The sequence below is a fragment of the Scytonema hankhaensis NUACC26 genome (assembly GCF_045865695.1).
In the GTDB taxonomy this organism is placed as follows: domain Bacteria; phylum Cyanobacteriota; class Cyanobacteriia; order Cyanobacteriales; family Nostocaceae; genus Scytonema.
Genome location: NZ_BAACAP010000205.1, coordinates 1 through 19,274, shown reverse-complemented (window position 1 = coordinate 19,274; position 19,274 = coordinate 1). Strand labels below are relative to the sequence as shown.

General features: G+C 41.7%; 22 protein-coding genes. 9 read left to right on the top strand and 13 right to left on the bottom strand.

All coding sequences use genetic code 11. From position 1 onward, the window contains the following. The first annotated feature begins 63 nt into the window (after nt 1–63). Nucleotides 64–720 carry a chemotaxis protein CheB gene (locus ACKTT2_RS24555; RefSeq protein ID WP_407891421.1) on the top strand — a complete coding sequence of 219 codons (657 nt, stop codon included), beginning with the start codon at nt 64–66 and terminating at the stop codon, nt 718–720. 11 nt (nt 721–731) lie between these two features. On the opposite strand, the gene ACKTT2_RS24550 is transcribed toward ACKTT2_RS24555, so the two are convergent. The 3 genes from ACKTT2_RS24550 to ACKTT2_RS24540 form a co-directional block, all read right to left on the bottom strand. Next, complete coding sequence (locus ACKTT2_RS24550) at nt 732–1,964, bottom strand: HhoA/HhoB/HtrA family serine endopeptidase (protein ID WP_407891419.1); 1,233 nt, start codon at nt 1,962–1,964, stop codon at nt 732–734. A gap of 83 nt (nt 1,965–2,047) precedes the next feature. Continuing rightward, on the bottom strand, nt 2,048–2,692 hold the full coding sequence (locus ACKTT2_RS24545; RefSeq protein WP_407891417.1) for a DUF2721 domain-containing protein: 645 nt from the start codon (nt 2,690–2,692) through the stop codon (nt 2,048–2,050). Further along, nucleotides 2,664–3,782 carry a Gfo/Idh/MocA family protein gene (locus ACKTT2_RS24540; protein WP_407891415.1) on the bottom strand — a complete coding sequence of 373 codons (1,119 nt, stop codon included), beginning with the start codon at nt 3,780–3,782 and terminating at the stop codon, nt 2,664–2,666. Before ACKTT2_RS24540 ends, ACKTT2_RS24545 begins: the two co-directional genes overlap by 29 nt. Before the next feature lie 685 nt (nt 3,783–4,467). Here ACKTT2_RS24540 and arfB point away from each other — a divergent pair. The 4 genes from arfB to ACKTT2_RS24520 all read left to right on the top strand — a co-directional run bounded on the left by arfB (nt 4,468) and on the right by ACKTT2_RS24520 (nt 8,418). Continuing rightward, nucleotides 4,468–4,884: an alternative ribosome rescue aminoacyl-tRNA hydrolase ArfB gene (gene arfB, locus ACKTT2_RS24535; protein ID WP_407891413.1), complete on the top strand. Its 417-nt coding sequence runs from the start codon at nt 4,468–4,470 to the stop codon at nt 4,882–4,884. 289 nt (nt 4,885–5,173) lie between these two features. Continuing rightward, nucleotides 5,174–6,535 carry a dihydrolipoyl dehydrogenase family protein gene (locus ACKTT2_RS24530; RefSeq protein ID WP_407891411.1) on the top strand — a complete coding sequence of 454 codons (1,362 nt, stop codon included), beginning with the start codon at nt 5,174–5,176 and terminating at the stop codon, nt 6,533–6,535. Between the two features lie 423 nt (nt 6,536–6,958). Next, entirely contained in the window at nt 6,959–7,471 is a 513-nt protein-coding gene (locus ACKTT2_RS24525; RefSeq protein WP_407891409.1) for a hypothetical protein, read from the top strand. After that, on the top strand, nt 7,465–8,418 hold the full coding sequence (locus ACKTT2_RS24520; RefSeq protein ID WP_407891407.1) for an amidohydrolase family protein: 954 nt from the start codon (nt 7,465–7,467) through the stop codon (nt 8,416–8,418). The genes ACKTT2_RS24525 and ACKTT2_RS24520 overlap by 7 nt, the downstream gene beginning before the upstream one ends. 151 nt (nt 8,419–8,569) lie before the next feature. Here the strand turns inward: ACKTT2_RS24520 and ACKTT2_RS24515 are convergent, their stop codons facing one another. Next, nucleotides 8,570–8,989, bottom strand: a complete 420-nt coding sequence (locus ACKTT2_RS24515; protein ID WP_407891405.1) for a cupin domain-containing protein — start codon at nt 8,987–8,989, stop codon at nt 8,570–8,572. Between the two features lie 93 nt (nt 8,990–9,082). On the opposite strand from ACKTT2_RS24515, the gene ACKTT2_RS24510 reads away from it, so the two are divergent. After that, nucleotides 9,083–9,256: a hypothetical protein gene (locus ACKTT2_RS24510; protein WP_407891403.1), complete on the top strand. Its 174-nt coding sequence runs from the start codon at nt 9,083–9,085 to the stop codon at nt 9,254–9,256. 36 nt (nt 9,257–9,292) lie between these two features. Then, nucleotides 9,293–9,664 (top strand): alpha-amylase family glycosyl hydrolase, encoded by a 372-nt coding sequence (locus ACKTT2_RS24505; protein WP_500691398.1) that lies wholly within the window; start codon nt 9,293–9,295, stop codon nt 9,662–9,664. A 20-nt stretch (nt 9,665–9,684) separates the two neighbouring features. Here the strand turns inward: ACKTT2_RS24505 and ACKTT2_RS24500 are convergent, their stop codons facing one another. The 7 genes from ACKTT2_RS24500 to ACKTT2_RS24470 all read right to left on the bottom strand — a co-directional run bounded on the left by ACKTT2_RS24500 (nt 9,685) and on the right by ACKTT2_RS24470 (nt 15,192). Beyond that, on the bottom strand, nt 9,685–10,002 hold the full coding sequence (locus tag ACKTT2_RS24500) for a hypothetical protein (protein WP_407891401.1): 318 nt from the start codon (nt 10,000–10,002) through the stop codon (nt 9,685–9,687). A gap of 364 nt (nt 10,003–10,366) precedes the next feature. Then, complete coding sequence (locus ACKTT2_RS24495; protein ID WP_407891520.1) at nt 10,367–10,567, bottom strand: chlorophyll a/b-binding protein; 201 nt, start codon at nt 10,565–10,567, stop codon at nt 10,367–10,369. Nucleotides 10,568–11,634: 1,067 nt separating this feature from the next. Next, the gene (locus ACKTT2_RS24490; protein ID WP_407891400.1) at nt 11,635–11,832 is read right to left on the bottom strand and encodes a hypothetical protein; all 198 of its coding nucleotides are present in this window, start codon (nt 11,830–11,832) and stop codon (nt 11,635–11,637) included. 278 nt (nt 11,833–12,110) lie between these two features. Continuing rightward, a complete protein-coding gene (locus tag ACKTT2_RS24485; RefSeq protein ID WP_407891398.1) occupies nt 12,111–12,257 on the bottom strand; it encodes a hypothetical protein in 147 nt (48 codons plus the stop codon). Nucleotides 12,258–12,477: 220 nt separating this feature from the next. Then, nucleotides 12,478–13,449, bottom strand: coding sequence for an N-acetyl-gamma-glutamyl-phosphate reductase (gene argC, locus ACKTT2_RS24480; protein ID WP_407891396.1), 972 nt, complete (start codon nt 13,447–13,449; stop codon nt 12,478–12,480). Then, nucleotides 13,439–14,089 carry a DUF3226 domain-containing protein gene (locus ACKTT2_RS24475; RefSeq protein ID WP_407891394.1) on the bottom strand — a complete coding sequence of 217 codons (651 nt, stop codon included), beginning with the start codon at nt 14,087–14,089 and terminating at the stop codon, nt 13,439–13,441. Before ACKTT2_RS24475 ends, argC begins: the two co-directional genes overlap by 11 nt. Before the next feature lie 2 nt (nt 14,090–14,091). Continuing rightward, nucleotides 14,092–15,192, bottom strand: a complete 1,101-nt coding sequence (locus ACKTT2_RS24470) for an AAA family ATPase (RefSeq protein ID WP_407891392.1) — start codon at nt 15,190–15,192, stop codon at nt 14,092–14,094. 347 nt (nt 15,193–15,539) lie between these two features. Here ACKTT2_RS24470 and ACKTT2_RS24465 point away from each other — a divergent pair, with 347 nt between their 5' ends. Beyond that, complete coding sequence (locus tag ACKTT2_RS24465) at nt 15,540–16,601, top strand: J domain-containing protein (RefSeq protein WP_407891390.1); 1,062 nt, start codon at nt 15,540–15,542, stop codon at nt 16,599–16,601. 18 nt (nt 16,602–16,619) lie between these two features. Here ACKTT2_RS24465 and ACKTT2_RS24460 read toward each other — a convergent pair whose 3' ends face one another. Beyond that, nucleotides 16,620–17,984 carry a deoxyguanosinetriphosphate triphosphohydrolase gene (locus ACKTT2_RS24460; RefSeq protein WP_407891388.1) on the bottom strand — a complete coding sequence of 455 codons (1,365 nt, stop codon included), beginning with the start codon at nt 17,982–17,984 and terminating at the stop codon, nt 16,620–16,622. Nucleotides 17,985–18,372: 388 nt separating this feature from the next. On the opposite strand from ACKTT2_RS24460, the gene ACKTT2_RS24455 reads away from it, so the two are divergent. Next, entirely contained in the window at nt 18,373–18,624 is a 252-nt protein-coding gene (locus ACKTT2_RS24455) for a UPF0175 family protein (protein WP_407891386.1), read from the top strand. A 35-nt stretch (nt 18,625–18,659) separates the two neighbouring features. On the opposite strand, the gene ACKTT2_RS24450 is transcribed toward ACKTT2_RS24455, so the two are convergent. Next, nucleotides 18,660–19,022 (bottom strand): helix-turn-helix domain-containing transcriptional regulator, encoded by a 363-nt coding sequence (locus tag ACKTT2_RS24450; RefSeq protein WP_407891384.1) that lies wholly within the window; start codon nt 19,020–19,022, stop codon nt 18,660–18,662. Nucleotides 19,023–19,274: the final 252 nt, after the last annotated feature.

The window sequence follows — 19,274 nt, the reverse complement described above, 5'->3', positions numbered from 1 at the left end:
CACGCTAGTATGCTACGGTTCGCCCTAGCGAGCTAGGGCGAACCGTAAAACATGAAAGCAAACATGACTAACAAACAGGAACACAGCGCTCTATTTCGCTTGTCCAAAACAACCTACGATATAGTGGCATTGGCAGCATCTTTGGGTGGGCTGAAGATCATAAGCCAGATTCTGTCTGCCTTACCATCGGACTTTCCGGCAGCCATTACCGTAGTGCAGCATCTGCACCCCTGGTCTCCCAGCGTAATGACCGAAATCTTAAGTCGTCGCACGTCCTTGGCAGTTAAGCAGGCTTCATCGAGAGACCAGTTGCGATCGGGGACAGTCTACATTGCTCCCCCCAACCAGCACTTGCTAGTCAAACCAGACGGTATCCTCTCACTCTCCATGGCGGAACGGGTAAACTTTGTGCGTCCCTCAGCCGATTTACTTTTCTCTTCAGTAGCGGTCAGTTTCAAAGAGCGAGCAATTGCCGTAGTCCTCACCGGTAAGGGCTGTGATGGTGCTAGAGGGGTGCAGGCAATTAGAAAAATGGGCGGTGTAGTAATCGCTCAGAATGAGTCTACTTGCGAGTGCTCCAGTATGCCCAGTTTCGCCATCGACACTGGGTGCGTAGATCTTGTCCTCCCGCCGAACAAGATCGCCTTCGCTTTAGAAACTTTAGTTATGACACCAGAAACTGATGCCAGCTACGATCGCAAAACTCCTTTGGTGGCGTAGGTGAACTGCGGTTACCGAGTTTGAATGTTGGGAAGTTGCTCTGGTTGGACTGTTAATGCCACGATTTGCCCGTTTCGCCGAACGTCCATTTGCAAATTGCCGCCGACACCAACTTTATCTAGGAGCCGCTGAACGATGTTTGCTTTTGTCACTGGCTGGTTATTGATTGCTGAAATCACATCGCCCGGTCGCAGTCCTGCTTTTGCTGCAGGGGAGCCTCTTCCAACTTCGACAACCAGAATTCCTTGGTCATCTTCAACCTGAATCTTGCTGTTGGGAGCGTTGTTAATTTGCTGCTTGACTTGCGGGTTGAGAGTGACCATTTGGATGCCAATATAAGGATGTTCGACTTTCCCCGTGGTAATAAGTTGCTGGGCAATCGCTGCGGCGGCGTTTATGGGAATAGCAAAGCCGAGTCCCTGTGCTCCCCTAAGGATGGCGGTATTGATACCAATGACTTCACCTTTAGCATTTAAAAGTGGTCCACCTGAATTGCCTGGATTGATTGCGGCATCAGTTTGAATAAAGCCAATGCGCTTATCCGGTATACCAATGTCTATGCTGGAGCGCTCGGTGCCACTAATTACGCCAACCGTTACGGTTTCCTGTAAACCCAATGGGTTACCAATAGCGATTGCCCATTGCCCCTGTCGGACTTTATCAGAATCACTCATAACAACCGTTGGTAACTTATTTTCTGCTTGTACCTCAATGACAGCCACATCAGTTACCGGGTCTTTCCCTAAAACTTTACCCGTCAAGATACGACCATCTTGAAAGGAGACGGTCACCGTATCTGCTTCATCCACAACGTGAGCATTGGTCAGAATCAGACCTGCAGGGTCAATCACAAAACCGGAGCCAATTCCCCGTAAAATTTGTGCAGAAGGCGGAACTGCCCTCGCACCACCTAGAAACGGTTTGAGGACATCTGGTACATCTCCTCCTAAAGTACGGGAGACATTCACCTGAACGACAGCAGACTCTACTTTTTCTACAGCTTCTGTCACAAAATTAGATTCTGGGTCAATCTGGGCAATAAGAGTACTGCCAATACTAGCCAAACCCCGATAAGCATAAGCAGGGCTGAACCAGCCACTGAACAATACGAGACTAACGCTCAATAACAGAATGAGTATATAAGTCAGTAAATTCTGCAACAAGCGCTGAAGATCTGTCAGTTGAATCTCCTTTGTTTTCTGACTGGAGTAGGGGCTAACTGATGTTTCAACAAATCTAGACATATTTATGCCTTCCTAGATATTCTTGTAAATTTACTTAATTAGTAATTGACTTTAATCACGAGATGCGCGTTAAATTACATAAATCAGGAAGGAGGCGTTTTTTTCCATAACTGGGTCAGATATAAACTGCGAAATAGCTTACCTCTTGCTTTTTGACGCTTCAATAGCTCCACAGGAGCCTGACATTGCTCTAGACGTAAAACGAAATCCATTTCTTCATTCACCGCCGCAATGGCAACGCGGGACTCGATAATTAGCAGTAGGCTTGTGTAGAAAAGCAATCCTACCCCCATGATGCCAAGTAGAATTGGAATCCAGGTATACTCTAGACCAAAAACCGCAACGATGCCAATGGTGACACTTGTTGCCACAAAGATACTGAGCGTAATGTACAGGCAAGACAAGGCTCGTTGTAGCAACCGCGATCGCCTCGCCGCTATGCCAATCTGGTTAAACAAGACAGCCCGTCTTTCCTCCAGCAGCGCCCCATCTGATTTAGCCTGCACCAGTTGCTCGAACTGAGCGGAGACTTTCCGTGTTCTATCGATCGTGCGAGCTACCCGTTGGGAGGTGGTGAGAATTAACGTTCCACACGCTGAAATTAGCACCGCCGGGGCAATCATTGCAGATAGAATCGCCAAGGCTTTGGTAAGGTCGTTCATCGGCAATTTCGCTTTCCGCGTGACACAAGTTTGTACTTTACGACCTACCCGAAGGGTCTGCTGCATGAATCAATTCTGCTTGTTGAGTCTCACGACGCTGAATAACTTGCTGAACTGATGGTCTATGCTGGCGCTTAAAGTCACCAAGCTGTACGGGCTGACCAGTTTGTGCTGAAGTGTAAATAGCACGGATAATGCGAATATCTGCTAATCCCTCCTCACCTGATGGTTCTGGATTTTTCCCATTGAGCACGCAGTCTGAGAAGTAGACGATTTCTGCTGCAAATTGGCTTCCCGCAGGATAGGATTGTTCCTGTGTTTCATTGTTGATAGTAATTTGTTGCTTCAGTTCCCCCTGATAGGAGTATGCCGAGTCCATCCGTAAATCGCCTTTTGTACCCACAACTTGAAAAGTGGAAACTGATGCAGCACCAAAGCTAGAAGTAAAGGTTGCTAGTCTGTCTCCAGGAAAACGCAGAATAGCACTGGTCATTTCATCAGCTTCGTCAAAGCGCTTTTCGCCTTTGCTTGCACTTAAGGCTAAGACTTCATTCGGTTCATCTTGAAACAGATACCGGGCAGCATTAATACAGTACACACCCATATCGTAAACTGAACCACCGCCATTGGAGATTGGCTCTAACCGCACGTTGCCTTCAACAACCTGTTGAGTAAATACGGAGTTAAAGATACGGGGAGCGCCAATTTTTCCAGAATTAACAATCTCTACTGCCTGCATATTTGCTTTGTCAAAGTGCAGGCGGTAAGCAATCATCAGCTTGATGTTGTTATCAATAGCCGCACGAATCATTTGTTCGCACTCTTGCTCTGTGAGTGCCATTGGCTTCTCGCAAAGCACGTGAACTCCAGTATTTGCCGCCCGCACAGTGTAATCGCAATGCAGGTGGTTGGGCAGTGCAATGTAAACTACATCAATTTCGCCGCTTCTTAAGCAGTTGTCATACTCTTCGTAGGAGTAAGTTTTAACTCCATACTGCTTGCCTAGTTCTTCACGCTTAAGTGGGTCTTCAGAAAACAAGGCAACCAGTTGTGAATTTTCGGCTTGGGCAAAAGCAGGTAGGACAGTTTCTTGTGCAATCCAACCCAATCCCACAACGGCATAACGGACTTTGTGCTTACCGTTTGTAGCTGTCATTTGTTAGCCTCCTGATAAACGTTTGTTTTCAACAAATCGCCTTAGCTTTCTAGAGTGTATCTTTTGCGGGAAAAATATGAACCCAAGGGCTTGCTTAATTACCATTACAGAATGCTATCAAATTTTGAAATTAGGCGCTTCCTGATTTAGTATGGTAAAACAGACTGTCCTTGATGACCTCAACTTGAATTTTCTAGATTCATCTTCAAGGCATAATTGCCTTTTACCTTAGTGAGTTGAAGGTGCAATTTCTTCTTGCTAATGAAAGAATATGTTTTTAGTATAGGCAGATACAAAGATCCTACGAGACAAAGTAGTTATGAATCGTTTCTTTTTAAGATACTAATATAAAGAGTAGAGGGAGCATTCTCTATGGTATCATGGCTAGGTATAGTACCGCTTCGCGTTCGTCAAAAGTCAAAAGTCCCGCATTCAAAATGCTTATATCATAAGCTTTTCACCAATGCGCAAATCGTAGCTTTATTTCGCTACCCTGTACTGGGGTAAAACTGAGCTGTTGTTCACCGATGACACCAACGGTGTCATTTACCGAGTGTCATACACAGGTAATACAGGTGAGAAAAATGGCAATCCTTAAGATCGGCGATCGCAATGTCCGCTTGGCATAAAAGTGCCATAAAATGGGTGTGAGTACGCTCGTTCGGTTTAAAATAAACTGTGAGTAATGCTGCAAATATCTAATAATGTCATCATTCCAGAGAATGAGATTGAAATTAGTGCCGTTCGTTCTCAAGGAGCGGGCGGTCAAAATGTTAATAAGGTTGCTACCGCTATTCATTTGCGCTTTGACATTAAGGCTTCGTCATTACCCAATTTTTATAAAGAACGGCTTCTAAAACTTAAAGATAAACGTATAACTCAAGATGGAATTATCGTTATTAAATCTCAAGAACATAGAAGCCAGCTACAGAATAAAGAAGAAGCATTACAAAGACTTCAAGAACTTATAAAAAGTGCAGTAGCAATCCAGAAAAAGCGCAAAATCACTATTCCAACTCGCAGTTCTCAGCTAAAAAGACTTGAAAGCAAAAGTAAGCGTTCCCAAATTAAGGCAAATAGAAGGCAAGTTAGCGATGATTAATAAAATTATTATTCTTTTAATTGAGAATCTTGATTCATTTAGCAGCTGACATCCTGAACTCAGATAAACTCTACTACAGACAGAGGTAGAGTTTACCCTTCTGAAGAAAAATTAAAAGGGTTGAAACACAATAGCTCAAGCGATCGTGCTCCGGCTCTACCACGAACCTTGAGACGGCGTTTATACGATTAGTGATGAGTCATTGGAGCGATGGACACCTTGCTCTTAATAGATCTCCTGGCTAGGAAGAGCGTCAACGCTTGTTCCTCGCACAAGATACAGGTAACAAATGCTGAACATGACAAGAAAATTCGATCTAATCGTCATTGGCACTGGCGTAGCTGGCTCTACCGTCGCCAAGCAGTGCCGAGCAGCAGGTTGGGACGTTGCGATTATCGATTCCCTGCCCTTTGGCGGTACCTGTGCTTTGCGAGGATGCACCCCAAAGAAGGTGCTTGTTGATGCCGCAGCGCTCATGGATTGGAATCACCGAATGCTCCAGAAAGGTATCGACTACCAAAACATCAGGATAGACTGGCAAGCTTTAATGCGGTTCAAACGAACATTCACCTCACCAGTTCCGCAAAAAAGGGAACAGGAGTATGCTGAAGCTGGAATTGCCATGTTCCACGGACGCGCCCGTTTTGTCGATGAGACGACAGTTCAGGTCAATGATGATACTCTTCAGGGTCGGTATGTTCTAATTGCAACTGGCTCAAAGCCTTTAAAGTTGGGTATCCCTGGTGAAGAGTACGTCAGTACCAGCGACCAGTTTTTAGAACTCGAACAGTTACCACAACGGATTATTTTTGTTGGCGGTGGCTATATTTCTTTTGAGTCGGCTCATGTGAGTGTGCGTGCGGGTGCTAACGTTCAGATTCTCCACGAAGGTGAGCAACCCCTCGAACACTTCGATCCCGACTTAGTCAATCAATTGGTGCAAGCGACACAAGATATTGGCATCGATGTGCGGGTGAATACAAAAGTTAAAGCGATTGAAAAGGATTCCGACTATTTAATTGTCCGTGCTTCCACACCAGACGGCGAACAAACCTTTGAGACGGAGCTGGTGATACACGGTGCAAGCCGTATGCCAGATTTGGATGATTTGGATCTGGAGAAGGCGGGAGTCAAGCGCGAAAAGAAAGGAGTTTCAGTGAATGAATATCTCCAGAGTGTATCGAATCCTGCAGTCTATGCGGCGGGTGATGTTGCCGCGACAGGCGCACCCCAACTTACACCCGTTGCCAACATGGAAGCTGAGGTAGTGGCGAATAATTTGTTAAAGGGCGATCGCCAAAAGCCCGACTATACAGAAGTGCCGAGCGTTGTTTTCACTACTCCGACTTTGGCTATGGTGGGACATACTGAAGAAACCGCAAGGGAAAAAGGCTTGAAGTTTAGAACTAATCACCAGGACACCTCTTCTTGGCATTCTTCTAGTCAGAAGAACATGAAATACTCCAGTTTCAAGGTGCTGATTAAAGAGGATAGCAACCAGATTCTTGGAGCGCATCTGTTAGGTCCTGATGCTCAAGAGGTTATCAATGTTTTTGCGATGGCGATTCGAGCTGGGTTTAGTACGGATGAACTTAAAAAGATGATTTTCGCCTATCCGACTGGTGCTTCTGATATTAACAAGATGGTGTAGGTTTCGGCACCAACCTGGAGCTTTCCGCCCCGCCCCTGGACTAGCTATTTGGAATTAATTAATTTTAAGTGTAATAACCAATACAGTTATTTGATTCTGACTTCTGAAGGAATTCCAAATGAAGATGTATAGATAAGCTAGTCATAAATTCATTTATACCACGGTATCTAGAACACCTCTCTCTAAATCTCTCCTATAAGGAGAGAGGCGCTTGAATTTTGGGTTTGAAAGTTTGATTTTTTGCGGACTAGTCCACATGAGGTGTATATAAACACGATCGCTCTTTATAGAAAATTATTATTGCAATGGTTAGAAGAAGCTGAGAATTCGTAAAATTTTATACTGTGTATTTGAGAAATGCATTCAACATACTACTTACCAATATTTATAGTCTCATTGTAATGTCATCAGAGGTGTCATTTTATGAACTTTCTTGTTGATGCAAAACAGGTAGAAGCAAATGTATTAGCTTTAGAAGTTTACACTCTTATCAAGAGTGAAAGATTTAAAGATTTTTTTGATTGCCTAAAGTTTTTTAGAAACGGCATTCAAAAAATTTCAGAAGATATCATACAAGATAGCAAAGAGAGCAGCAGAGAATATTTGGACAATCCTCTATCTCTTGGATTAGAAGACCAAACAAGAAACTTGTTTACTAATTGCTTCTACCTTTTGCAAGATTACCCTGAGAGTGCTACATGGTTCATAAACGGCAAAGAAGATGAAGAAAACGGAAAGACTTTAGAGCGATTGCAGTCCCTTTTATTTAAGCTTGTGGAAACAGATAATTCCCAAATCAATAAACTCATTTTGGATGGAATAACAAAAGCTTGTGGTTTGCGGTTAGAGCAGTTAAACATCAGTTCAAGCTATTTGTTCAGGACTCTCCAGTCCTCTTGCACCACAAGCGCTGAATTTGGAGAATACTCGTGCTAAGTACTCAACGGATCGACGTACATCATCACATCCTGCCATCCCTATATACTAATGCTCTCGATCGCATTGGTCAGAGCCGCTCTGGTGGGGCCGATCTTCCTCCTTGGAGTCAAAAAGCCGCACTAGCACTCATGGATCGTCAAGGTATTGCTACAGCCATCGCGTCGATTTCTTCACCAGGTGTTTACTTTGGGGATGCTGCTTTTGCCCGTGAGTTGGCTCGACAGTGCAACGAGTTTTCGGCTGAATTAGTGCGCGAATATCCTCAACGCTTTGGTGCCTTGGCAATTCTACCATTGCCAGATGTCGATGCAACTCTACAAGAACTTGAGTACGCGCTCGATACTCTAAAGCTGGATGGAGTCATTTTGCTAGCTAGTTATGGCGATCGGTATCTTGGCGATCCGGCATTCGATCCAGTCTTTGCTGAACTAAATCGCCGTCACTGTGTTATACTATTGCATCCCACAACGCCACCGGGTAGCAATGTGCCCAAGCTAGACCTACCTTCGTTTCTAGTGGAATTTGTCATTGATACAACCCGTGCGCTCGCCAATCTAATTTACACAGGCACCTTGGAACGATATAGCAATCTTTCTATCATTGTGTCCCATGCAGGGGGAACTGTTCCTTATATTGCAGGACGATTGGCAGTTGCAGCAGAATTAATGCCGCATTTACAAGAGAAAGCACCCCAAGGAGCCATCACTTACCTGAAGCGATTGTACTACGATACAGCGATTTCAACTACTCCATATGCGATGCGATCGCTGACAACACTGGTTGAGCCATCCCAAATCCTGTTTGGTACAGATTATCCCTATCTACCTGAAAACTTAATTGCCAACGAAGTGAATGATTTAGTAACCAATTGTGATTTGAGTGCTGAAGCGCTTGAGGCGATCGAGCATCAAAATGCACGGCGTCTATTTCCTCAATTCTTCTAAATCAACTGTAACTTTCTTGCCAATCGCTCAATTGTAAGCCACTATGGTATATAGTTTTAGTTTCATCATTGCTAATTCTACCTTAAGAAAATTTTGTGTTTCTACATTTGCTCTAAAAAAGCAGGAGAACTACTCCATACTTGGGGTCTCTTCAAATTGCACCATCATCAGCACAGGTGGCGCATCGCCTACTCGTTCCAGAAAGATGACCTTTATGACCTTGTGAGTCCTCTTTTGTCCCGCGATCTCCTCCAAATGAAATCTCGCCAGGACCCATCTCTACTCGCTGACCGTCCATAGTTTCCACAAACCAGCGTCCTGACAACGGGATAATCCACTGGGGTTTCGGGTTCTCATGCCAGCTTCCAACCCATCCAACAGGTAGCACAGTAAAAGTGACTGTGGCACCAGACTGCTTCAACTTAGAAATCCACTGAGGAGAGATACCTGGTGCTATACCTTTTTGGACGAAGTCCTGAATTTGATGACGGGACTGGTGGCTTACACCGTTCTGGTCAGTCCAGACATACCAGTAGTTAATTGTCGGTTTGTGTGATTGGTTATTCTGCATACTATAATGGGTGATATGACTAGAGGACTAGCAGCACAAGTCGGTAACGATTGAGAGATTCAACCATTCTCCGTAAAACCTGGATACAAAGTCATGCCCTTCTACAACATTGGCGAACACATTCCAGAGAAACCCGACATCGTAAGTCCCAACGAACCAATGGATGGGTGTTGGCACGACAATTTCACCCATACCATGCAGCCCCATCTTTGTGGCGAAACCTTCGATCTAGAGCAACTCAAGCAGGCGCTAGATCCCAAGCTGTAGGGTTATCCGGAGGGTATCACCAAAGCGATCGCTTACTTGTGCAATCACGATCAAAAACGCCTCTCGATCAACTTGGGCGAGCGAGGTATTTTGGACGATGCTGCCTTCAAACGGGCGAAGTTGGGTGCGGTTCTCTTGATGACGGCATCAGGAGTTCCCATGCTTTGGATGGGTGAAGAGTTTGGTGACTGCACGGACATCAATGCTAACGAGAAGAACCTGGCACAAGCAAGTAACGCGCACTTATCCGCTCCAAGCTTTGTAAAGATTGCTCGCCTTGAACGCAGCGGACAAATCAGTGTCATGCCTGCTGCACGCGAACCTCACGTGATTGATGTCAAAGTGGAAAAAGGAGTGCAGACGGTACAAATCAAGCTAGATTACTCGGCCCAAGGAGAAAAGTACTAAAGTGGTCACTCAGGTTTGTCCTAACCGAGTTCTCGATAAACTGAGGATGGCAATTTTCCGACAGGTCTATTCTTGAGACAAAAACCAGAGCAATTGATTGCTTCTTCAGTAAGGGCACAAGTGGGGTGTACAGTACACTTGAGACGAAAGTCGTTTGTAAAGAATCGACAGTCTGCACAAGGGATTTGATGCAAACGCTTCACATTAGTAATTCCAATGCATGCAGCCTTCCACATAGACCACAACATCATAAAGAATAATCCCCAAATAGTGACAAAACAAACAAGACGGAAAACAGGTTGTAAAGCCTGAATTTGGGGAGACAATAGTTGAAACATAACGAAGTCAATGCGTTATAAGAAAGTAGGTTGAAAACTTTGTGGGTTTAGCGCTCGAGAGTGTCTAAAGTGCCAGTCATTGATGCCAAAGATGCCTATTTGAGTAGGAATTGGCTTCAAATACAGCCAACTCTGGCACCCGAGTTGGCTGTATACAATTGGATAATGTCAAGGCATAACTAAGGTGCGTTCCTTGCTCTACGCAGACATCAGGTCTAAATCAATTCCCTAGTTATGCTTTAATAAAGATTTCTGTATATTTTCTTACAAATAATTTGGAAAAAGTTAACTGGTGAGAGCGCGGATTTGTGGGTGTAGGGGTAAAATCTTCCAACCTTTACACCCTCGATCTCACCAAAGGAGTCTAGCGAACCAGGTGGAGCACGTCACGAACCACACTATAGCCGCCTAGATCCCAAAGCAGGTAAGCAAGGAAGCCAATCATAGCCAAGCGTCCGTTCCAAAGCTCAGCCTGGGGATTCCAACCAAAGATAAAGTCATTACGATCTGCGCCGTTGTAAGCTTTAGCAACAGGCAGATTTTCAATAGTAGCATTAGTTTGCATTGTCAATACTCCTAAACAAATTTCAACATTCATGTGATACTTAGATAGTAGTTACCCTCAACACTGCAATACCCTGTCTATGGGTTTAAACTGCACGCAACCTTAAGGACGATTCCCCTGTTAAATGTTATGTATAGCAAAACACAATAAAACCTGGAATAAGACGGATAGCTGCAGATTTGCCAGACAGCGCTTTCATAGCCGATTCTTTGACCAATCAAGCAGCTAATCCAATTTAATAGTTATATTAATATACACACTTGTGTGTCACTAAGTTTTCAACTTTAGAGGGATGTTCACAAACCCTTGAAATCCCATCAAAACTTTTTAGCTGTGGGCACTACCCCAGTATTTTTGAATCAGCTGATTATACAATGTGATAAGTCGCATATACGCGTTTGTAGCAGCTAGCTGCGCCTCTGTAGCCTGTGTATACAAGGTCAGGGCTTGAATATTCTGCCCTTTTAAAGTTAAAATTGCTACATTAATGAGTGAGGCTTGCATAGAGTACTTTAGAAATTTATGTTACTCATCAATAAACTCGTTATACTCAGGGGAAACGTGCGAAATATCTTGACAGCTAATACACATAGGTAATTTAGGGGACAAAGGTAGTTACAAAGTAACTACCTTTGTCCCCTAAAACATCTTTTTATAGTGTCAGTAAATATGAAAATTAAGTGTAAATATGGCTACAATTTACTTCATCACAGAGATTGGGGTCACCGCACCAAAAAAGGTTTTTGTACGTAAAGGAATTAGATGAATTGCTAAAAGTATTATTAGGCAAGGCTTTCAGATTAATGCTCTATTTGATGTTTTTGACTACTTTTAGACACTAAACACCAAAAAAATACCTTTTTTTCAATTGCCAGAAACGCTTGTCTTGTCTGAATTTTAGCTTTTTTAATATTTTCGAGCGCGTACAAAAAATTTCTTTTGGCACAGTCCCACCATTTTGAGCATGAACTATATCTTTAACTTTTACTTAATGAAAGTAAAAGTTGTACAACCTGTAGTAAGAGATAGTTGTTAAATTATTTTGTAAGTCTGATTGCATTAGCTTTCTAAATATTTCTGTTTAATTCAAAGAACATATTTCTAGCTTCAGTAAGCATAGCTTGATTTTGAACACGTATAACATCTAAATAGTCTATTGGTTCTTCAATAGGAAGGTCATTATTTATAACCTCTAAATAAATTTCCATTCTTTGAATTTCCATTTCAATTAGTTCTAGTCGTCTGTTTTTTAAGTCAAAGCTCATAACTCAAAATGTATAGCTAAAACGAAAATTTTATTTACCTTAATTACATTATATTAGTCTCATTACAAGAGTCTTTTCATTTTCTTTGTTAAAATCATAAATAAAAATCATTGCTTTAAAATACAATATATGATGATACGTTCTATGAAATAAATAAACCACCCTCCGGGTATCTTCTTACGGAGACGCTAAGCGCAAAGCCCACGCTCCGCGAACGCGAACACCGAGCTAGATATAAAGTCAAAGAACTTTACCGTTCGGAATCTTTGAAACAACAACTAGAGCTTTCCCTCTCTCACAAGCCAGAAATAACACAGATGCGCTACTGCCTCGGCGCTGGCTCTTCTAGGATCGTAGGCGATCTGCATATACTCCTTGACAAGCTCAATGTTTTTTTGCTCTTGCGGTGTGTAGTTGTTTCTCATCTCCCCCATGCTAGCACCCTCCTGATATTTCTAAAATTTAGAAAAGCAAATGTATGAATATAAAATGCTCTTTTGGAACTAGTCAATGAATAAAAGTATAATGATGTCGAAGCAGCAACCCATAGATTTGCATTCCTAGGCACAGCCTAGGAACGAGTCGGTACATAGTTTGGTTTTAACAGGCGTGCCATTATACCAGAGTTCTGACTCTGCTCTTTATTTACAATCCTAAATCTTCTGGAAAGCCCAGCATAATATTCAGATTCTGTACGGCAGCCCCCGATGCACCTTTCCCCAGGTTATCAAGACGAGCAACTAATAGTGCTTCTTTAGTAGAATCGTTGGCAAAGACAAACACTTGAACAATGTTGGTACCATTCATTGCCATTGCATCTAAGAACTTTCCGTCTCGCAGAAGGGTAGGTTCTTGATATAGAGCAACTTGCACAAACTTTTCACCTTGATAGTAGTCAGCGATCGCCTCATATATAACTTTACCTGATGGTGGATTATCTAAAATCCACAGTGGCAAAGGTATCTGTACTAGCATTCCTTGCTCAAAATCCCCTACGGCTGGTACAAACAATGGTGGCGATGACAAGCCTGAATGCTGGCACATTTCCTTAACGTGTTTGTGTCCAAACTCCAAACCGTAAATGCCAAAAGGATAAAGCGATTTTCCTTCAGCTTGTTTCTCATGGAAAGTTTCGTACTGTTGAATGAGATTCTTTCCGCCGCCAGAGTAGCCCGATACGGCATTAACAGTGACTGGAAAGTTGCTCCTCAGGAGTCCCTTAGCTATTAACGGACGGATACAAACTAAAAATCCCGTGGGATAACAGCCCGGATTGCTGACAAACTGGGCGCTAGCAATTTTCTCTCGCTGTCCTGGGTTCAGTTCGGGAAAACCATATACCCAACCCTCTGCCGTTCGATAAGCAGTACTCGCATCAAGGATTTTCACCTTATCATTATTGACATAGCTAACAGCTTCACGGGCGGCATCATCAGGCAAGCAGAGAATAGCAACGTCAACAGCATTAATCAATTTTGCTCGCTCAGTTAAGTCCTTGCGTTTAGATGCCTCAATACTAACTAACTCCAGGTCATCCCGTTGATTGAGACGCGAGTAAATCTGTAAGCCTGTGGTTCCCGATTCCCCATCAATAAAAATCTTAGGTTTAGAGGTCATATAAATTTTTAAACCAGTTGACAAAAGTTTGTGCGTTTGGATGCTGTGGATTCACAATACGTTCCATGATAGCGTTATGCAACTGTCTTCCAGGAGGATTTTGCCATGCCAGCCAAGTATGGATATTTGCTTTGTCAACGTGAGGAGATATAAAGCCTGCTCCTCTGTTTCTTGCCTCTGTTACTACTTCTAGCGCGTATAACCAAAGTGGTTCGCTCTGTTGTGGAATCATATACGCTAAGAAAGTTTCCAACATACCTCGCATTTGATTATCTGGCATAAGCCAAACACCAAACTTAATTCCATTTGCCATGCTATGGACTAATCCTGAATTTGGCAGTTGTTCGGGAATATCAGGGATAGTTTTTAAACAAGCATTCCTGATACTCTCCCACCTTCCTGATGGATTATCATCTGCATCTACCGTCAATCCAAGTGCATTCAATCCTGATGCTTTTAATTCTGTAGAAATGACATCTGCATCAATAAACTGGTCGCTCCCGTAGGCTTCAATATAAACGACTGCTTTTTCCTTTGTATTTCCCCAAGGAATTCCGTTAGCTTCAATTAAATAGGGTATGACTCGTTTATCTTGTTCACCTTCTACTATCAATTTTTTAGCTATATACTTGCTTGTCATTACTAACGTACCTCAATTCCCCGTTGGGCAGCAATGACAATTTCACGTTCAGTAAAAGCTATACCCGTTTGCTTCTCACGTTCAATACGTTGAATTGTAATTCCATCTTCTGTTGCTTTTTCCTGACTGGCTATATCAGCTAGGCTTGTCCAACAATCGTTACTATGTGTCGTAGCAAAAACCTGTACATTTAGTCTTGTTGCTGTTTTCCAAACAAGCTTCCACATATCAGACATAGCAGTGAAGTGCAATCCTGTATCAATTTCATCCACAAATAGAAAACCATTTTTAGCGCAGACCGTAGAAAGTGCAAGCCCTAAGATACGCCATATACCATCTCCCATACTACCTATAGGTACTCGTCGGTCGCTATCGCGAAGGCGGATAACAAATCCACTACGAGAATCAAATATTGGCCTTTGCTGAGGGCTGATGGAAGCAATGCGCTCAATTTTTGGTTCAATCGTCTGAAGAGCTTCTAGTACAAGATTTTCCTCTGGTGTTAATACCACCTGGTTAAACAGTTCAACCATCTTCTCGGTTGTTAAAGAAGACGATGTAACAAATTGCGTTTTTGCTAAAGGAATGCTCGTATTTTTGTGATACATCGGTTGCAAAAAATCAGTAGCAACACCTCCATCAGGTGTTATGGGAAGTGACAAGTTTTCTGTTTCATGCCCATAAGTCCATTCGACAATCAATCGGATTTCATTAAAATCTTCATCTAAATCGGGACGAGCGTCAAACTTTTGACGCCTTGATTCCCGCATTGCAATTGATGCAACAACACGATCTTTGATATTGTCATTTATACCCCCTATTGAAAATGTACTCCCAAGTTGAATTTGGTGTCCATAAAAAAGGTGACGTATATCAAGCTGACGTCTTCCCCTCTCATCATTTCCAAAGAAATATTCACCTCGGTTTATCATCACCTCAGTTAACAGCGTCAGATTATTTCGGGCGCACAGAAGCTGAATAGCTTCGAGTATAGATGTTTTGCCACTGTTATTTTGACCAACCAGTAGGTTAACCCGACCTAGTTGTTGAAGCTCGAATGACTGAAAACCACGGAAATTTTCTACTTTTACTGTTTTCAACATAATTCACCACATAGGAAGCAAAACGCAAGCAATATCTGATAGTCTAGATATTTATTCTGATATCTCTCAATTTAGCAAAAGAGCAGTCTCCATGATTCCATACGATCGCTCGCTATAAAGCTTGCACCCAGATTAATGTAGTTTGTCAACTAAAAACTATAAATCCTTAACCATTACTTAGAGTTTAAAGTGTGAAAAAAGTAGTAATGTAGTAAGGCTTAGTTGTATAACATGATATGTAAATTCCAAGCCCTACCAGGATGAAAGTTTTCCTGTGGGTCTTCTCTCCAAAGATAGAGCCGTTCAACCTGATACCTGTTAACCAAAGAGCGAACTAACATTTTTCCATGCCTAAAAAAGCACGATCTACATTTCCAGCCACTACAACAACAACACTGGCTCTTTCTTCTATTCATATCCGTTTAGAAGCCATAGAGAAAGAGCATCAATGGCTGCTGAAACAAATTAAAAGAAAACAAACAGAACTGAACAACTTTGTTGAGCAGATGCGTACCTTAGCTACGGATATATTTCATAGAGGTAGTCCTAGCTTCAAAAAACTGGCAGAACTCGATAAAGAAATTCATACTCTATTTGATGAAATCTTTAATACAAGAAAATTTGCCAAGAAGACAAAGAAAGATATTGAAGGAATTTACCGTCAGCTTCAAATGGCAGGAATCATTAGTCCCAAACTCAGTAACAACGAGGACGATACAGAACTAGACCAACTGTTTGAAGTAGATGAAAACGAGAATTTTAATTCCCAATCACCTCAAGAAGAAAACTACCAACATCAAGAAACACAACAAGAGATAGGGTTTTCCTCTGGGGCAAAAACTGATGGCTCAAGAAATGCTCGTCAGGCATTTTTACGGTTAGCTGAAATTTTTCACCCCGATAAGGTGACAGATAGCGAAACACAAATGCGCCATACAGAAATTATGAAGGAAATCAACAAAGCTTACCAAGAAGGCGATTTAGCGCGACTGTTAGAGATAGAACGGCAACATCTAGCAGGTGAATCTGTTGAAAGCAACAGTGAGGATGATTTAACCAGAAAATGTACTCGTTTAGAGCAGGAAAATGAATTTCTCAAAACACAATATGAAAACCTGAAACGAGAACTGCGCCAGGTAAAACATAGCTCTGAAGGAGTCATGGTTTCCGATTGTCGAAAAGCGAATCGAGAAGGAATCGATCCTGTAGGTCAAATGATAGAACAAGTGGAATCTGAACTTGAGATTATTAGTGACATTCGCAATTTTGTCAAAGATTTTCAAGAAGAAAAAATCAGCGTTAGAGAATTTCTCTGCGGTCCACCCTTTTTACGTCAGAGGAACCAAGAAATTATGGAAGACCTCCTAGACCAAATGTTTGAAGATTTGGAAAGAATAGTCGTATTTTAACTGGTCACTGGTCACTGGTCACTGTAAAGAAATGCTACTCAATTGTTGAAATAAACTGGTGGCATAAGAGTCTGTCATGCCAGAAATATAATCTGTAACTCGCAGAATTTTGTGATAAGTATCTTCTTCAGAAGTAGGGCGATCTTCTTTGGGAAGTAGATGATACACAAATTTTCCCTTTTGAGTTTTTTCCAAAACTGCATCAACAAATTCAGAAAATAATTTACCTAAAACTTCATATCCAGCTATTCTGATACTAATAACATTAGGGTGGTGGAAAACATTATTGCTGGTTGTCTCTGCAATAACGTCAAGATGCTTGGCATAAGTACTTAAAGATAACAGATGTTGGTCAAACTTACCTGAGAGTATATCTTGTTCGTTTTCCAGGAAAATAATAGCTGCCTCTTGAACTAATTTATTAATAGCAGTAGCACGCATATACTTAACTTTTTCTGCATCGCTTTCTGCATTGTCTTGAAAGTCAATTTGTGCAATTTCATTCAGCAATTCCTTGGCTAGAGCAAAAGAGATATAACCCATACGATGACTATCTTCTACATCAACAATTGAGTAGCAAATGTCATCTGCTGCTTCCATTAAAAAAGTCAGGGGATGTCGAGACCACCAAGCTACATTATCATGACGGCGAATAAGTCCAACTGTTTCTGCAACCTCAGCAAATAAATCTTTTTCCGCCTGGAAAAAACCATACTTTTTAATACTGCTACCAGAGCAATCGTTAAGGATATGCTGTGGGATATGAGACTCTCTAGGGTATTTTGTGAAAGTCGCTAAAGTAGGACAAGTCAGTTGCATTCCTCCTACTCTGTGTGACATTTCTAGTTTTGTCAAAATACGAAAGCCTTGGGCGTTTCCTTCAAATAAATCAAAGTCCGTTTTTTGTTTTGTACTGAGAACTTCATTTGTAGTAGCGATAAGCTGGGTACAGCTTGCGCTAAGAGCGATCGCATTTGTGCTATACCAAGAATCAAACCCTGCTCGGATTGCATCTTCTCCAGCATGACCAAAAGGTGGATTGCCAATATCGTGCGCTAAACAAGCAGCAGCAATAATATCACCAAAATCTGAAGCACTCAGCCCTGAATCATCTAAGTTATGTCTTTTAATAATCGTAGAGCCAGCAATTCTACCAAGAGAACGTCCTACACAGGAAACTTCCAGACTGTGAATGAGGCGAGTCCGAATGTAATCGTTTCTGGGTAAAGTGAAAACTTGGGTTTTATCTTTGAGACGACGAAAAGGAGAGGAAAAAACCAAGCGATCGTAGTCTCGTTGAAAATAAGTACGATCTAGCTGAAGATTTTCCGGTTCTCGTTTACCAAGCCGCTTAGGTGTTAGGAGTTTTTTCCAATCCATCATGAGAATGTTTCCAAAAATTGGATTATAATGCAGGTTTCGTTCCGAATGGCACGCTTGTTAATGTGAAACCCTTTTTAGTTTACAAACTTCCCCACCTACCGAACGATAGTTCTCTAAATTACTAAAACTGAGTCTATCCAGTCTTTTACCAATTATACTTTTGGCTTTTATAGCAGTCCTATTTGATAGATAAAAATTATTAACCGCATTTTTGGAGCCAGTGCGTTGCTCATGTGTCCAAATTTGTTCGCGCAGCGTCTCCGCAGGAGATAGCACTTAGCGACGCAAAGAGCACGAAGAAAAGAGAGAAAAGAGAATTTTACAAATGATTTAGAATTGCTATAAAATTAATGTATAGGTTTTGAGATTTTTTCAGGTTTGATTATAAATGAGTCAATTTATTCAGCCAGTCAAATTGCAAATATCACCTGATTCTTTAAATCAAGGTGAACAGGCTATCCTTAAGGAATTAGCCTTACAACTATACGTTCAGAATATTTTTACCCTTAGTCAAGCACGTCACTTAGCTAACTTATCTGTATGGGAGTTTCAGAAACTTTTAGGGCAAAATAAAATTGAACGTCATTATAATACAGTAGATTTATTCCAGGATATTGAGACAATTGAAGCTGGTTTTTAAAAATTATTCTTGGTAAGGCTTTCAGCAATCTTGATTTATAAAACACTTATTTCAGAACTACTTGTAATATTTTTCAAGCTATTATCTACTTTAGGAGCAACACTAACAGTAAGTTTTAAACCTAGTGCATTTAACCAATTACCTAAGTTATAAATTGCCTCAGATCCAGTTTGTGAAAGCAGTTCATCTAATTTTTCTAGGTGTAATTTTGCTTGTTCTGGTGTCATGTGTTGTTCCCCAAGAGCTTCAGCTACATGACTAAGTGCTAATCGTAGTAATCTAGGGTCTAATTCTTCTTCTTCTTCCAATTCCATGTGTGTTTCAAGATATAATGCAGCGTAATTTGGGTCTTTGAGATTTGAAATCAGGAAATCGTGGTATGGCAAGCTTTTAGACATAAATTACGAAACACTTATTTCAGAACTACTAGAGCATCGGTTCAATAATCCCACGCAAACCAGTTTCTTTGAATTGATCCTACGAGATATCAAGCTTGACATTAGAGAGAAACCAGTTTTTTTACCCCCATCTTGACTACTGTACCGAGGCTCTTGCAACATTTGTCAAACTTTCATCTACTTTAGGAGCAACACTAACAGTAAGTTTTAAACCTAGTGCATTTAACCAATTACCTAAGTTATAAATTGCCT

Coding starts and splice junctions, on each gene's coding strand:
- ACKTT2_RS24555 (WP_407891421.1), top strand. CDS start 64: ATGACTAACAAACAGGAACACAGCGCTCTATTTCGCTTGTCCAAAACA.
- ACKTT2_RS24550 (WP_407891419.1), bottom strand. CDS start 1,964: ATGTCTAGATTTGTTGAAACATCAGTTAGCCCCTACTCCAGTCAGAAA.
- ACKTT2_RS24545 (WP_407891417.1), bottom strand. CDS start 2,692: ATGCAGCAGACCCTTCGGGTAGGTCGTAAAGTACAAACTTGTGTCACG.
- ACKTT2_RS24540 (WP_407891415.1), bottom strand. CDS start 3,782: ATGACAGCTACAAACGGTAAGCACAAAGTCCGTTATGCCGTTGTGGGA.
- arfB (WP_407891413.1), top strand. CDS start 4,468: ATGCTGCAAATATCTAATAATGTCATCATTCCAGAGAATGAGATTGAA.
- ACKTT2_RS24530 (WP_407891411.1), top strand. CDS start 5,174: ATGCTGAACATGACAAGAAAATTCGATCTAATCGTCATTGGCACTGGC.
- ACKTT2_RS24525 (WP_407891409.1), top strand. CDS start 6,959: ATGAACTTTCTTGTTGATGCAAAACAGGTAGAAGCAAATGTATTAGCT.
- ACKTT2_RS24515 (WP_407891405.1), bottom strand. CDS start 8,989: ATGCAGAATAACCAATCACACAAACCGACAATTAACTACTGGTATGTC.
- ACKTT2_RS24510 (WP_407891403.1), top strand. CDS start 9,083: ATGCCCTTCTACAACATTGGCGAACACATTCCAGAGAAACCCGACATC.
- ACKTT2_RS24500 (WP_407891401.1), bottom strand. CDS start 10,002: ATGTTTCAACTATTGTCTCCCCAAATTCAGGCTTTACAACCTGTTTTC.
- ACKTT2_RS24495 (WP_407891520.1), bottom strand. CDS start 10,567: ATGCAAACTAATGCTACTATTGAAAATCTGCCTGTTGCTAAAGCTTAC.
- ACKTT2_RS24490 (WP_407891400.1), bottom strand. CDS start 11,832: ATGAGCTTTGACTTAAAAAACAGACGACTAGAACTAATTGAAATGGAA.
- ACKTT2_RS24485 (WP_407891398.1), bottom strand. CDS start 12,257: ATGAGAAACAACTACACACCGCAAGAGCAAAAAAACATTGAGCTTGTC.
- argC (WP_407891396.1), bottom strand. CDS start 13,449: ATGACCTCTAAACCTAAGATTTTTATTGATGGGGAATCGGGAACCACA.
- ACKTT2_RS24475 (WP_407891394.1), bottom strand. CDS start 14,089: ATGACAAGCAAGTATATAGCTAAAAAATTGATAGTAGAAGGTGAACAA.
- ACKTT2_RS24470 (WP_407891392.1), bottom strand. CDS start 15,192: ATGTTGAAAACAGTAAAAGTAGAAAATTTCCGTGGTTTTCAGTCATTC.
- ACKTT2_RS24465 (WP_407891390.1), top strand. CDS start 15,540: ATGCCTAAAAAAGCACGATCTACATTTCCAGCCACTACAACAACAACA.
- ACKTT2_RS24460 (WP_407891388.1), bottom strand. CDS start 17,984: ATGATGGATTGGAAAAAACTCCTAACACCTAAGCGGCTTGGTAAACGA.
- ACKTT2_RS24455 (WP_407891386.1), top strand. CDS start 18,373: ATGAGTCAATTTATTCAGCCAGTCAAATTGCAAATATCACCTGATTCT.
- ACKTT2_RS24450 (WP_407891384.1), bottom strand. CDS start 19,022: ATGTCTAAAAGCTTGCCATACCACGATTTCCTGATTTCAAATCTCAAA.